The sequence below is a fragment of the Irregularibacter muris genome, from assembly GCF_024622505.1.
Taxonomy (GTDB): domain Bacteria; phylum Bacillota; class Clostridia; order Eubacteriales; family Garciellaceae; genus Irregularibacter; species Irregularibacter muris.
In genome coordinates, this window is the sequence record NZ_JANKAS010000012.1 from 22,179 (window position 1) to 35,561 (window position 13,383).

The following is a 13,383-nucleotide window of genomic DNA, read 5'->3' on the forward strand; positions in this document are numbered from 1 at the left end:
TTATTTTTTGTGACCATACAATAACAATTTTAGGGTTTTAATCAACAATTCTTTTATATACTTCTACCACAATAATAGCAACAACCATTCCAAGGATGTAAGGAAGATATTGATGCAGATAGAAGGAGTATTGGAAAACATCTTCACCAAAAATAGTTCGAATTAAAAACATTAGAAACATAGCGATAAGGATTAAAATTCCTAAGGGGTATTCAGTACTGTCTCTATGGATATTGATTCTAACAAAAGGTAATCTGGGATGCAAGGGAACATTTAATGCATTCCGTTTGGACTTTCGTGTAAAAGGAATGAGGATTAATGAAAAAATGTTAGAGAGATAGAGCTGATTCATTGTAATTTGAAGGCTGATGACACCACTGTCTATAGAATTTATGAGGGTGAATACTCCTAGAAAAATTAACATCCATACAAAATATCTTTGGATAAAGTTTAACACCCGATAAAGTATACTTTTGCTATCTTCAACCTCATTAATGATGAATTGACAAAAGAATTCATAATCTTCTCCAATAATCATTTCTGCAGGCTTTCCTTCTTGTTGGGCTTGTAATAACATATCCATAATTTGCTGCAGGATTTCTTCTCTCTCGATATTTCTCAAATCACTATTCTTCATATAAGAAATCATACTCTTATATAAAGACAGATTTCTCTTGTTTAATTTCTTTTGGGTTTGCAGCCGGATTGTTTTTAATTTCCATTCTAAAAACATTACCTATTCCTCCAATACATGATCAACATTTTCTTTAATATGTTTCCAAGAATTAATAAATTCTTTTAATTCCTTATGGCCATCTTCTGTTAGGTAATAATATTTTCGCATGGGACCTAGGGGAGATTTTTTCATCTCTGAGCGAAGTAGTTTCCTTTTTTCTAGCCGGATGAGAATAGGATAGACACTTCCTTCAGAAATCTCTTGAAAACCATATTCCATAAGCTTCTCTACAATCTCATATCCATAGGTTTCATATCGACTAACAATTCTCAATATGCATCCTTCCAACAATCCCTTTAGCATCTGTGTAGTTTTCGCCACTTATTCACCTACTTTGTATTGCATAATAGATCTTACTAATAGGGTATACCTACTACTATGTAATGTCAAGTAGTTCTTCATAAAATCTAGACAGCGTAAGAAAAAAATTAAAATTCCATGATATAGTAAGTAATTTTATGATATTGTTTGGGGAGAAAGAATATTTTGTAATATAATAATAGATAATCAATCTGTCCTTGGAATTAAACTTCAAAAATTAAAATCCTAATTCAATGGGGACAATAGGCAGAGGAAAGATATAATTTGACAAAAGACAAGGGGTGTATGTATTGGAGGAATATTTTTTAATTATTCATATTATCGTTATTATACAAGTTTGTAGAACCACTTATGGGATCATCAATAGCATAAGAAAAAGAAAGAAATGCGGAGAGATTATTTTAGAAGCAGAAACCTCTTTTTTCAAAGAAGATCATCTCTTGTCCCTCCTTCTTTTTTCTTTAATATTTTATTTATTGGCAAAAAAATATCCTGCAAATTTTGAGATGAATCTTTCTACACTACTTCCCTTAATTCTCTTAGCTTTAGTTACACTTATGGATCTTATCTACTATGGCTCTCTAAAAAAGGGCATTGCCCAGGGAGGAATCATCGGGGAAAATGGCGTATTAGAATGGAAAGAGATTGAAGATTTTGATTGGGGAGAAAAGATTTTTTCCAAAAGAACATTGATTTTGAGGGTGGACCGAAAAAAGACTCTTTATCAGAAATACTTACTTGCTAAGTATTTACGCTTAAATGTTTTACCAGAGAAAAAAAGAGATTTTACCAAGAGCATCAAGGAAAAGCTAAAAAAGCATTAAAGAAAATAAAAGGGGGAAGGAGTTATGAGTATACTTGTTATGATTTCAGTCTTCATCACCATTGTTATCTCAATAGTTTTACCTATAATAGTGGTGTGGCGGCTATATCGAAGGGATAGGAAAACATTAAAATGGGCCTTAGTAGGTGGGTTGACCTTTTTCATAACCCAAATTCTCATAAGAATTCCTGCCCTGAATTATCTAAATTTCAGACCTTGGTATATTGTTCATATTGCATCCAACACCTGGATATTAGGATTGTTTTTGGGATTTACTGCTGCTTTGTTTGAAGAGGGAGGACGATTCCTAGCTATGAGAACCCTCCTAAGGGAAAGAATCACCTGGTTTAAGGGATTTGCCTTTGGAGTGGGCCATGGGGGGATAGAGGCTATACTTTTAGTAGGCGTGCCTTATATAAAAGAATGTATCACTCAATTTACTACGGGTACCAGTACCCTACAGATGCTTTCCTATAAGAATATTCTTTTAGCTGGTGTAGAGAGATTACTTGCCATGACCATACATGTGGGACTTACCTTTCTAGTATTGTACGGGATAAAGAAGAAAAAAATCATCTATTTCCTTTATGCCCTCGTGGCTCATACCCTGGTGGATGCCCCAATCCTATGGATAAGAAACCCATTATTTCTTTGGGGATATTTAGTCCTATGGACAATAATCCTACTGGTCACTACCCTTAGTTTTAAGGGGAAATTTGATGAGAATTTATTTATATGAGAGGAGAGGGAGAATTGACAAGAAAGAAGAGGGGTTTTCTAATACTTCTTATGATCTTTATTCTTTTGGTTTCTATAGGTTGTCAAAAGAAAGAGCAGGACACAACAGATATTCAAGCCTTTGCGGATCCCATGGCAGAAAATATATTAATCGCTATTAATCAAGAGAATTACCAAGAATTTGTCAAAGATTTAAGCGATAAAATGCAAAGCGAGCTATCTGAGGAAATATTTGATACTCAAATGGTAGCCCTAAAGGACATTATTGGAGACTACCAAGAAGGCTCCAAGGAGATGTTAACCACAGAGGATGTGGATAAAAACTTGATTCGGGTAATATATAATACCCAATATACTAATGAAAAGGAAAATGTCATTGTTACTGTAGTCTTTAATAAGGATGAAAACAATAGAAAAATAGAAGGATTTTTTATGAACTCACCTAAATTGCAAAAGATGTAACCTTTAGGGGGCAAGCTTGTATAGTATTCAAGCCTGCCCCCTATTATTTTTGCTATTTTATGCTTAAGGGTCTAGATGACCCATGGCTTATGCAATCAAAAGTCCAAAGGCATACAATAGGATGTTGACTGGGGGAAGACAGAGAGAAGATGGCATAAATCACCAATAAAAAGAAAGCAGTATTAAAAAACTATGCCACATATTTATGGTTTAAGTGTTCAAAGTTTTTGAATGTTACATTCAATTTGACTTGATTGATTTTTAACAATGTTATTTTATAATGGAATTAACATTGACAGCATATAAAAACCCAAAAATTTGCGCAAAGTTTTGGATATTTTAGTCAAAAGATCAATGTGAGTTCATTTAAAAGATTAATCATTATAATTATTGAGGAGGATATTCTTATGAGCGCAATACCTGAAAAAATGTGTGGCGTATATTTAACTGGAAATGGTGGATTTGATAAGTTGGAATATCGTACAGATATTGATGTTCCTACACCAAAGCCAGGAGAAGTATTGGTGAAAATTGGTGCTGCTGCAGTAAATAATACAGATGTTAATACACGTATTGGCTGGTATTCTAAGAGTGTTAAAAAGGAAACAAATGCAGGGGGAGCAATAGGATTTAAAGAGGATGTAAAAGATGATGGTTCATGGCTTGGGCAGGCAATGGCATTTCCAAGAATTCAAGGGGCAGACGGAAGCGGCACAATTGTAGCAGTTGGCCAAGGCGTAAGCCAAGATAGAATTGGGGAAAGAGTTATCATCCGCAGTGTACAGCCAGCACCATCCAGTGAAAATGGTATAGAATGTATTACATTTGGTTCTGAATGTGATGGAACATTTGCTGAATATGCAACAGCTCTTTCAGAAGAAGCCTTTGTTATCCATTCGGATTTGTCAGATAAAGAATTAGCTACATTTTCCTGTTCTTATGGAACGGCTGAGAATCTTGTCCATAGAGTAGGTGTAAAGAAGGAGGATGTAGTTCTAGTTACAGGGGCATCAGGGGGAGTTGGATCTGCACTGGTTCAGCTCGTTAAAATCAGAGGGGCAAAGGTTATTGCAGTTTGTGAATCGGATCAGGTAGAGCGAGTAAAAGGATACGGTGCTGATGAGATCGTACTCAGAGGCGAAAGCTATGTGGAAAAAATCGGTAAGATGAAAGTTGATGTTGTATTGGATATGGTTGCCGGAGAACAGTGGCCAGAACTTTTGGAAATCCTGAAAAAAGGTGGGAAATATGGTGTTGTAGGCGCTATCGGTGGACCAATGGTAGAGTTAGATGTACGTAATCTCTATCTAAAAGATCTTAGTCTGTTTGGAAGTACTTATCAATCCAGAGAGTCTTTCTTAAATTTGATTAGTTACATTGAGCAGGGCAAAATTAGACCTATTGTAGCGAAAGAATTTGCTTTGAAAGATATTGTTGAAGCGCAGAAAGCATTTCTGTCTAAGACGCTGGTTGGTAAGATCGTGCTGGATGTTACTGCAAAATAGTGATGAAAGCTGAATAAAAGAATTAGGTTCTGGCATATTTGTATCAGAATCTAATTCTTTATAAAAAGAACAGATAGGATGAGATGTATGTCTGTAAATACGAGTTTATCGGTTTTATCAACAAAAAGAAAGTACGCAATTATCGCTATGCTCACGTTCTTTGGTGGATGCGTCTATAAAGTTACATATTTAAGAGAAGTATTTTATGAACAGGTACTTCAAGTTTTAGGAATTAATAATGCACAGCTTGGATTGTTGTCAAGTGCAGTAGGAATTGCCAGTATGGTAGGATATTTTTTTGGCGGTTTTCTTGCAGACAGGATTAGTTCGAAAAAATTGGTCACTTTGTCATGTTTCATTGGAGGATTGCTTACCCTTTGGTATATGACTTATCCGCCGTTTTATGTTCTTTTATTTATCCATGTTGCACTGGCTTTAGACGGCACTCTCATATTCTGGGCCGCTTATATTCGAATTGTTCGTATCTTAGGCGGGAAAGAAGGACAGGGAAAATACTATGGATTTTCAGAAGGCATGAGGTCGCTATTTGGTGTAATTTTACCCTTTATAGCTTTGGCGATTATGGAGAACCTTGCAGTGGCAAGGACAGGATACAGAGTGGTATTGTTATATTATGCAATCTGTTATTTTGTGGCAGGTATTCTTGCATATCTGTTAATTGTTGATGTACAGGATGAATATGGAGAAAAGACTGTAATTCGCAAGCAAGATTATGTAGAATTGCTAAAGTCACCGGGATTGTGGCTGGTAGCAATACTGATATTTGGTACATATTCTGTCTTTGCATTGCAGTCCTATACAACCCCTTATATGAGTGAGGTATATGGAATATCCAGTGCAACGGTGGGAAGTGTAGCAATTTTTCGACAGTATGGATTGGGACTTTTGGCAATGCCTGTTTTTGGAATGGTGGCGGATAAAATAAAATCTTCTACGAAAATGTCCATTATTGGACTGATTATTTTGATTACATGTTCAGTGGCCATGTTTTTATATCCCACAAAAGGATCTCCGCTTATTATTATTTTGCTGGTAATGGCCATTGGTTTTTTTGTAAGCGGAGTCAGAGGCGTTTATTATGCCACGATGAATGAAGCAAGAATATCCAAGGCCCTGTCAGGAACGGCCATTGGAATTATATCCGCCATTGGGTTTAGTCCAGATGCCTTCATGTTTTCACAGGTCGGTGGATGGTTGGATAGATATCCAGCTGAACAGGCATATAAAATGGTTTTTGTGTATATGTCAGCAATGATTGCAGTTGCCATTTGTGCAGGAGTTGGAATTTTATCCCTTGCAAGAAAAAATCAGAAACAATATAAATTGTGAAATACAATGGAGTGAATGTGGATGGGGAAAATATCAATATTTATAAGAAAATATTTTATGTCCGGCTATTTTAGCCCATGCTGTATTAATTATTGAAATATTATTCTCTAAAACCTTAAAAAATAATAAATATAAAAAGGAGAAATGGGACCATGGCATTTAAAAGAATGTTTAATGCAGTAGAAACCCATTGTGGTGAGCCAATGAGGGTAGTAACTAGCGGAATACCTACAATTCCCGGAGATTCAGTATATGAACAATCTAATTGGTTGCGGGACAATGATGACCAGTTTAGAAAGCTTATGCTTAGAGAGCCAAGGGGATATCCGCCTCTTTGCTGTAACCTGATTGTACCAGCAAAGGACCCTAGGGCAAAAGCTGGATATATTATCATGGAACAGACAGAATATCCAATGATGAGCGGTGGAAATACTATTTCTGTGGCAACTGCACTTCTTGAGACGGGAATGATTCCTATGGAAGAACCGGTTACAGAATTTTATTTGGAAGCTCCGGCTGGTCTTATTGGAATTAAAGCAGACTGTAAGGACGGTAAAGTAACACAGGTTACTTTTTCAAATGTACCAGCTTTCCCTGTATATTTAGACAAAGAAATTGACGTACCTCATCTTGGTAAAGTGAAAGTAGATGTTGCATGGGGCGGAATGTTCTATGTATTGATTGATGTAAGACAGTTTGAAGGATTAAAATTGGTTCCAGAGATGGGGAAAGAAATTGCAAAGGTATCTGCCCTATGTATGAAAGCTGCCCAGGAGCAACTTTCAGTAGAACATCCGGATTATCCTGGAATTGGGATTACTATTTCTGAATTACATGGACCATCGGATAATCCAAACGCAGACTGGAAAAGTGTAAATACTGTATTTACAGGAGAGATTGATTTTGATAAACCAGAGACATGGACAGGTGCTTTGGATCGATGTGCATGCGGAACAGGAACCTGTGCACTAATGGCAGTAAAACATGCCAAAGGAGAGTTAGCATTGAATCAACCATTCAGACGTGAAGGGCTTCTGGGAATTATCTTTACAGGACACGCTGTGGAAGAAACAGAAATTCATGGACGTAAGGCAATTGTTCCCACCATTGGAGGACAGGCGTGGATTTATGGCTACAGTCAATATGTACTAGAGGAGACAGATCCATTTCCGGAAGGATTCACAGTAGGTGATATTTGGTAGTATCTAATAATATATGATAATTAGCAGTATATAAAGCCAGTGCATATAGAAGGATATGTACTGGCTTTTGTGATAGATTTTATAAACTATTAATAATGGTTTTTTTTATGAAATCCAACATGGCAAAATCAGCATTTTCTCCCCAGGTTAAACCTATCTTTAAAGTAAATGGGCAAGGGAGAAAGTCCAGTGGAAGAATTCGAAATTCGTCAGTGATTAGAGACTTAGGCAGGAGAGAAATGGCTGCTCCTGTTTTAACACAGCTTGCAATATTATCCATCATTGTACTTGTAAATACGATTTTAAAATTAATATTGGTTTTTTTTAGGCAATATAAAGAATGATTATTAATGATACAATTATCAGAGAAAAGAGCAATGGGCAGATAGGAATCTGCTTCATATATAAAATCTTTGGAACTTACCCAACAGAGTTCTTCTTCCCATAGAAATATATCGTCCGAATATTGGGGCTCCATTGCAACCATAGCTGCATTTATATGATTGGTTTTGATATCATTGCGCAGTTCACGACTCCTGGAACATATGGTTTTAAGGTTGAAATCCGGATATTCTTCCTGAAGTTTGGGGTATACAAAGCGGATAAAAAAATCTGCATAATCCGTTGGAACCCCAAAGGTAAGAGAGCCCTTCCAATCAGAGTGGTTTAGTGAATTAAATGCAGAATCGTTTAAATCAAGAATTTGCCGTGCATAGCTATATAAAGTTTCACCGACTTTAGTAAGCGTTAAAGTGTCTTTGCTTCGAATGAAAAGTGGCATATTAATCTGCTCTTCCAATTTTTTGATTTGCATACTGACGGAAGAATGAGAGCGATATACCATTTCTGCCGTGACATTAAATTTTCCTGTCTCAGCCGCGATAACAAATGTGTTTAGGTATTCAAGGTTAAAGCGCTCTTTCATTTTTTAGTCCCCAATCCATGTCATATTATGTGAATAAAATAACATCTACAGGTACAATATAGCATAATTAAGGAACTTCCGCAATTCGATTTATCGTCATGAGAAATGGGGTCAAGCTTGAATTATTCACTATCTCCTCAATCTATTTTTGATATCATTAATGATGATTTAAGCTTTTGACATAATAGCGTATGGATATCAACTTGCTAAAGCTTATGATTTCTTCAACATGATGGGGTGCCTCCTCCAACAGCATTCTTAATTTGAGGATATGTTTTGACAATTTTTTTACATAATCTATGTTAATATATGCGTGTGTGCACGGTAAATAAATTTATAAGGCTTTTATATAGAATACTAGAGGGGAAAGAACGACTTATTTTAGTATAAGTAGCTCTTTTCTAAAAAATGGTGGGATAAGATGATAAAATTATTGAAAATGGATTTTAAAAGAGCGATATATAATAGACAATTTCTCATTGTAATAGCTATAGGGGCACTCCTTTCATTGATGCAAATTTATATAGAAGTAATTCCTGGAGTAAAATATTATGGAGATGGGGCATCCTATTTTAATCCTTTTGTGAAATGGATTAGTAATGATGGGTTCAACCATTTTACATTACTATTCTTTATGTTACTTCCAGTATTGGCTAGTCTGCCTTATTCTGATTCATACTGGGTAGATAAACATAGTGGCTTTAATAAAAGTATATATACGAGATCTAAGAAAAAGAATTATTTTATATCTAGGTATATTACAAATTTTATTATCGGTGGAATTGTTGTAATCATACCACTTATTTTAAATTTTTATATACTCATGATGCTATTACCAGCCGTTCATCCTAGTATATTTGATGCAAGTCTTTTGCCAAAAGATATGTTTACCAGCTTATTTTATTTTCATCCGTATTTATATGTGGGTGTATATCTCCTTTTGACATTTATATTTGGCGGAACCTTTGCCTCCATGGGACTCGCTGTGTCAGCCTATTGTAAGAATAGACTGTTGGTCGTTACTACACCTGTATTAGTATACATATCAATGCATATGTTTGAACTTGCAGGGCTACCCCATTTAGTGCCAGCTAAGTTTTTAATTGCAGACCAACCGGTGCATCCTATAAACATAGTATCTATTAGTATTATTTTTTTCATTTTATTTATAGGCAGTTTGATGATATATGCTAAAGGAGTAAGTAAAGATGAGGGGATTTAAATCATTGAAGTTATACAAAATGAATCTATATAAGAATAGATTTTTTATCCTTTTTTGCTTTTGTATATTTACTTTTAGCATATTTTTAGATTCATTTGTGAGTTCTAAAGAGTTAAATATTTCCGAATTGCAGTTAACATACAATAATTTAAGTTTATTTCGACAAGGCGTTCTGTATATTCCAGTTTGCACAATAATCACAATGAAGCTGTTGGAATTTACAGAGAATACATATATTATCATGAGATTGGAAAGAAAAGAAAAAATATGGAATCAAGTGATAGGACATATTGTAATAACTAATTTCATGATAAGTATGTATCTGGTTATATTTAGCTATGTAGTAGGCTTACTATTTACTCAAGGGAGATATATGGAATGGGGAAGTACATTTATCCTGCTGATGAGTTTGATTTTACTGTATACTATAGGTTTATCCCTATTTGCTTCAATAGTTTTAATAATAAAGATGATAACAGGAAATAAAGTCCTTGCATACATGGCAATATGGACTATACTGGTTCCAGAAGTTTTAAATCAAGAGGGCTCAGTCATATTATCAAATATAAGTTTTAGTATAAAGTATCTGGCAAGCTATATCCCTGCACTTTTAAATATTTTAAAATTTGGGGGTATTACCCTTTTAATATTTGAAATGGGAAGAATGCTATACAAAAAAGAGGAAGTATATAACACAAAAAAATTATTGATGAGTGGGAATAATGATGAAGACGAAATTTACTAAGTTAATAAAACGAGATTTGATCTTTGGGTTTGAAAACAATAAGTATAAATTTATAGGGGTAACCTTCATCTTTATAGCTGTAATATGGATCAATATAGCGAATATCCAGGGTGCAGCATTTGAATTGGGAATGAGTTCAAAGGATATAAACTTTACAGATTTATTTTTTAGTCTATTTAAGGGAATTGACTATAATGCATTGCCTCTCCCTGTGAATTGGATTTTGATTCATATCTATGTAACTTATCTAATAGGAAGTTACTGCTATGATGATTTATCTGAGGATTCAGCCCATGCCATAGTAAGAATGGGGCATAGAAGGGGGATTTGGATATCAAAGGTGATATGGATGATAGCAACAGTAATGGTTTTTTATCTCATTCTATTAGCCATCCTATTGATATTTTCTACGACTATGTTTGAATTATCTTTTCAGTGGAGTAATTTCTCTAAGGAATCTATATTAGCTACCCTACAAAGTAATTATAGTGGCATACAATTTGTTTTATTAACCCTATGCATATATATTCTAGCATCTATTACCACGTCTATACTACAGATGCTGATTTCATTTATAGTAAAGCCAGCTTATATTTATCTAATAAATATTTCCATGCTAGTAATTTCTTTATATATAAACCAATTTATGCTACCTATTCAAGGCTCTTTGCTGTTAAGACAAAATATTTTTGATGGGATGTATCCCATCAATCCTATAAATACAATAGTTTATAACCTAGCAGTATTTATATTAGTATTGATAATAGGTAGCATCTATATAAGAAAATTTGATATGTTAGTGTCTCAAAAAACAGACTGATTAAAAAGGAGAGGAATATGAAAGGATATATTCAAATAAAAAATGTATCAAAAAAAATAAAAAACAACGTTGTCTTAGATCATATAAACCTAGAACTAGATAAAGGGAAAATATATGGATTTCGAGGGATTAATGGTTCTGGTAAGACCATGCTCTTTAGAGCAATATGTGGCTTAATTATGTCTACTGAAGGGGAAATCATAATAGACAATAAAAAGTTACATGAAGATATGTCTTTTCCAGAAAGCATAGGTGTACTTATAGAAAATCCTGGATTTCTGCCTAATTATTCAGGAAAACAAAATTTACAACTGCTTGCAGAGATCAAAGATATCATCACGAGTGAAGATATCGATCAAATAATAACGTTGGTTGGACTAGATCCAAAGGATAGCAGAAAGTATAAACAATACTCCTTAGGAATGAAACAAAAATTGGGGATAGCCCAAGCTTTGATGGAAGACCCAGATTTAATATTATTAGATGAACCAACAAATTCGCTAGATGAAGAAAGTGTAGAAAAGATACTGGGAATTATAGAAAATCAAAAAAGAAAAGGGAAAACCATATTAATAGCCAGCCATGACAAAGCAAGCTTAGAGCAGATATCTGATTATATTTTTAAGATTGAAAATGGCAGAATTGTACAGGGAGAAGTTAAATGAAAAAAAAGAAATACTATATTATCATTTTTGCTGTATTATTTATATTAGGAAGTGCCTATAGATTTGTACAATTAAATAAAGATCTATGGGGAGAGGAATTGTACACAGAGGTTAACTATGCTTCAACTTTTAATATAAACGGAATTAACTTTGAAATAGAACAATTTGAAATCTTAGAAAATGTGGATGACCAGGGCAGTTCAGATTTAAAATTTTTTATAAACTTATACAAGCATGGTGAGATAACATCAGAAGGATTTCATAAAGGGCCATTCAATATAGAGTTATTCTATACAGATTATCCAACATCCATTATATTGAATATAAGCGATAAAAAAGAGAGGATAATTGGTAATTATGTAACAGTGTATGATGAATATGCTGAAGATAACTTAGGATACGCTGGAGATAAGCTGAAATTTGCTGAAGTCCAAAGAGGGGAAAGAGATCTAGGAGAAAAGAAAGAAAATGTAACCTTAAGATTTAGAGTAGATAAAGATACCATGAAAAATATTTATGAGGATACCTATCAAGTAAAGTTAGTATTCCCCAAAGACAGTGATGGTTTAAAATTTAATTTTATAAAGATTCATATGAACCAATTATTAAATAAGGAAAGGGTATAATTAGATTTGAAAAACGGAAAAACAAAATAGAGCAAACCGAGCCCACCTTAGGTGGGATTTTGATTTAAAAGCTGAGTTTATATTTTACAAAAATGCCAAGTCTCCCTTATAATTAAATTTAAACCCATTACATTTATCGACAGACAGAGTGTTTCCATATATTATGAGAAGTAGGGTGGGGCTTGAAAAAGATTTATTATTTTAGGGGGAATGATCTATGCATGATCAAATCAATGAAGGATTGAAAAAAGCACAGGAAGGAATTTACCGATTAGAAAAAATTAAATCTATGCTTAAAGAGCTTGAAGAGGAAAAACAGTCCCTTGAGCAGAGAATGTATCCGTTAGAAACCATCTTGAAGAAGGAAGATTTAGATGTGGAGAAGCTTGAAAGAAAAAGCCTTACTCAAATTTTTCATTCAGTTCTTGGAAATCTAGAAAAGCAATTAGAAAAGGAAAAAAGTGAAGCCTTAGCAGCAAGGCTGAAATACCATCAGGCTGTAAAGGATTTAGAGAATATAAAAGATGAGATTTCTAAGCTTTCCTCTGAAAAAATGAAATACATAGATTATCCCACAAAATATGATCTTCTATATGCTCAAAAGAAAGATATGTTAATAAAAACTGATTTAGACAAAGGAGAAAAAATATTAGATTTAACAAAGAAAATCAATGATGCAGAAAATAATTTAACGGAGATTGAGGAAGCCATACGGGTAGGGAAAGATGTAATAAGCCATTTGGAGAATATTTCAGGAAGCCTTGAAAGTGCAGAGAATTGGGGGCTTTGGGATATGTTTGGTGGTGGATTGCTTACCGATCTTGCCAAACACTCCCATCTAGATGATGCTAAGGATAAAGTAGAAAAAACCCAGGAATTATTACGTAAGTTCAAGACAGAACTTACAGATGTGAAAATCACCGAGGATATTAATATCCATATTGATGGTTTTTCTAAATTTGCAGACTTCTTCTTTGATGGTCTAGTTTCTGATTGGTTTATGCAATCTAAAATTCAAAACTCTCATAAAAGTGTACTAAACGTAAGCAGACAGGTACAAGACGTCATAGATAGGCTTTATCGCTTGGAAGAACAGGAAGTCTTAACAATTGAAAGGCTGCAACAGGAGCTAGAGCATCTTATTACCCCATAGAGGTAGTTGATGAACACAAAGCAAATTTTCCATTTAGCTGGCACAACAGCTCATTTAATAAAGCAAAGATAAAGGACAGAGAAGAGCTCT

Annotated in this window: 15 protein-coding genes; 12 read left to right on the top strand and 3 right to left on the bottom strand. The window is 34.2% G+C overall.

Annotated elements, in window-relative coordinates; genetic code table 11:
* Positions 1–37: 37 nt before the first annotated feature.
* Both NSA47_RS11900 and NSA47_RS11905 read right to left on the bottom strand, forming a co-directional pair.
* Positions 38–733: a DUF1129 domain-containing protein gene (locus NSA47_RS11900; RefSeq protein ID WP_257532274.1), complete on the bottom strand. Its 696-nt coding sequence runs from the start codon at positions 731–733 to the stop codon at positions 38–40.
* A gap of 3 nt (positions 734–736) precedes the next feature.
* Positions 737–1,057, bottom strand: a complete 321-nt coding sequence (locus tag NSA47_RS11905) for a PadR family transcriptional regulator (protein WP_257532276.1) — start codon at positions 1,055–1,057, stop codon at positions 737–739.
* A gap of 290 nt (positions 1,058–1,347) precedes the next feature.
* On the opposite strand from NSA47_RS11905, the gene NSA47_RS11910 reads away from it, so the two are divergent.
* The 6 genes from NSA47_RS11910 (at position 1,348) to NSA47_RS11935 (ending at position 7,137) form a co-directional block, all read left to right on the top strand.
* Complete coding sequence (locus NSA47_RS11910; protein WP_257532278.1) at positions 1,348–1,881, top strand: hypothetical protein; 534 nt, start codon at positions 1,348–1,350, stop codon at positions 1,879–1,881.
* Positions 1,882–1,905: 24 nt separating this feature from the next.
* On the top strand, positions 1,906–2,619 hold the full coding sequence (locus tag NSA47_RS11915; protein WP_257532280.1) for a YhfC family glutamic-type intramembrane protease: 714 nt from the start codon (positions 1,906–1,908) through the stop codon (positions 2,617–2,619).
* Positions 2,620–2,633: 14 nt separating this feature from the next.
* Positions 2,634–3,080, top strand: a complete 447-nt coding sequence (locus NSA47_RS11920; RefSeq protein ID WP_257532281.1) for a DUF3887 domain-containing protein — start codon at positions 2,634–2,636, stop codon at positions 3,078–3,080.
* Between the two features lie 407 nt (positions 3,081–3,487).
* On the top strand, positions 3,488–4,585 hold the full coding sequence (locus NSA47_RS11925) for an alcohol dehydrogenase family protein (RefSeq protein ID WP_257532284.1): 1,098 nt from the start codon (positions 3,488–3,490) through the stop codon (positions 4,583–4,585).
* 87 nt (positions 4,586–4,672) lie between these two features.
* A complete protein-coding gene (locus tag NSA47_RS11930; RefSeq protein WP_257532286.1) occupies positions 4,673–5,935 on the top strand; it encodes an MFS transporter in 1,263 nt (420 codons plus the stop codon).
* 152 nt (positions 5,936–6,087) lie between these two features.
* Entirely contained in the window at positions 6,088–7,137 is a 1,050-nt protein-coding gene (locus NSA47_RS11935; protein WP_257532288.1) for a proline racemase family protein, read from the top strand.
* 79 nt (positions 7,138–7,216) lie between these two features.
* Here the strand turns inward: NSA47_RS11935 and NSA47_RS11940 are convergent, their stop codons facing one another.
* Positions 7,217–8,062 carry a LysR family transcriptional regulator gene (locus tag NSA47_RS11940; RefSeq protein WP_257532290.1) on the bottom strand — a complete coding sequence of 282 codons (846 nt, stop codon included), beginning with the start codon at positions 8,060–8,062 and terminating at the stop codon, positions 7,217–7,219.
* A gap of 421 nt (positions 8,063–8,483) precedes the next feature.
* Between NSA47_RS11940 and NSA47_RS11945 the strand changes: the two genes are divergently transcribed.
* The 6 genes from NSA47_RS11945 (at position 8,484) to NSA47_RS11970 (ending at position 13,293) form a co-directional block, all read left to right on the top strand.
* On the top strand, positions 8,484–9,284 hold the full coding sequence (locus NSA47_RS11945) for a hypothetical protein (protein WP_257532292.1): 801 nt from the start codon (positions 8,484–8,486) through the stop codon (positions 9,282–9,284).
* A 241-nt stretch (positions 9,285–9,525) separates the two neighbouring features.
* Positions 9,526–10,029, top strand: coding sequence for a hypothetical protein (locus NSA47_RS11950; protein WP_257532294.1), 504 nt, complete (start codon positions 9,526–9,528; stop codon positions 10,027–10,029).
* Positions 10,010–10,849 (top strand): hypothetical protein, encoded by an 840-nt coding sequence (locus NSA47_RS11955; RefSeq protein WP_257532296.1) that lies wholly within the window; start codon positions 10,010–10,012, stop codon positions 10,847–10,849. The genes NSA47_RS11950 and NSA47_RS11955 overlap by 20 nt, the downstream gene beginning before the upstream one ends.
* Before the next feature lie 17 nt (positions 10,850–10,866).
* On the top strand, positions 10,867–11,514 hold the full coding sequence (locus NSA47_RS11960) for an ABC transporter ATP-binding protein (RefSeq protein WP_257532298.1): 648 nt from the start codon (positions 10,867–10,869) through the stop codon (positions 11,512–11,514).
* A complete protein-coding gene (locus tag NSA47_RS11965; protein ID WP_257532300.1) occupies positions 11,511–12,140 on the top strand; it encodes a hypothetical protein in 630 nt (209 codons plus the stop codon). The genes NSA47_RS11960 and NSA47_RS11965 overlap by 4 nt, the downstream gene beginning before the upstream one ends.
* A 217-nt stretch (positions 12,141–12,357) precedes the next feature.
* Entirely contained in the window at positions 12,358–13,293 is a 936-nt protein-coding gene (locus NSA47_RS11970; RefSeq protein ID WP_257532302.1) for a hypothetical protein, read from the top strand.
* The last annotated feature ends 90 nt before the right edge of the window (positions 13,294–13,383 follow it).

Bases quoted from the DNA above. Each gene is read 5' to 3' on its own strand.
- NSA47_RS11900 (WP_257532274.1), bottom strand. From the start codon at position 733: ATGTTTTTAGAATGGAAATTAAAAACAATCCGGCTGCAAACCCAAAAG.
- NSA47_RS11915 (WP_257532280.1), top strand. From the start codon at position 1,906: ATGAGTATACTTGTTATGATTTCAGTCTTCATCACCATTGTTATCTCA.
- NSA47_RS11925 (WP_257532284.1), top strand. From the start codon at position 3,488: ATGAGCGCAATACCTGAAAAAATGTGTGGCGTATATTTAACTGGAAAT.
- NSA47_RS11930 (WP_257532286.1), top strand. From the start codon at position 4,673: ATGTCTGTAAATACGAGTTTATCGGTTTTATCAACAAAAAGAAAGTAC.
- NSA47_RS11935 (WP_257532288.1), top strand. From the start codon at position 6,088: ATGGCATTTAAAAGAATGTTTAATGCAGTAGAAACCCATTGTGGTGAG.
- NSA47_RS11940 (WP_257532290.1), bottom strand. From the start codon at position 8,062: ATGAAAGAGCGCTTTAACCTTGAATACCTAAACACATTTGTTATCGCG.
- NSA47_RS11945 (WP_257532292.1), top strand. From the start codon at position 8,484: ATGATAAAATTATTGAAAATGGATTTTAAAAGAGCGATATATAATAGA.
- NSA47_RS11950 (WP_257532294.1), top strand. From the start codon at position 9,526: ATGAGATTGGAAAGAAAAGAAAAAATATGGAATCAAGTGATAGGACAT.
- NSA47_RS11955 (WP_257532296.1), top strand. From the start codon at position 10,010: ATGAAGACGAAATTTACTAAGTTAATAAAACGAGATTTGATCTTTGGG.
- NSA47_RS11960 (WP_257532298.1), top strand. From the start codon at position 10,867: ATGAAAGGATATATTCAAATAAAAAATGTATCAAAAAAAATAAAAAAC.
- NSA47_RS11965 (WP_257532300.1), top strand. From the start codon at position 11,511: ATGAAAAAAAAGAAATACTATATTATCATTTTTGCTGTATTATTTATA.
- NSA47_RS11970 (WP_257532302.1), top strand. From the start codon at position 12,358: ATGCATGATCAAATCAATGAAGGATTGAAAAAAGCACAGGAAGGAATT.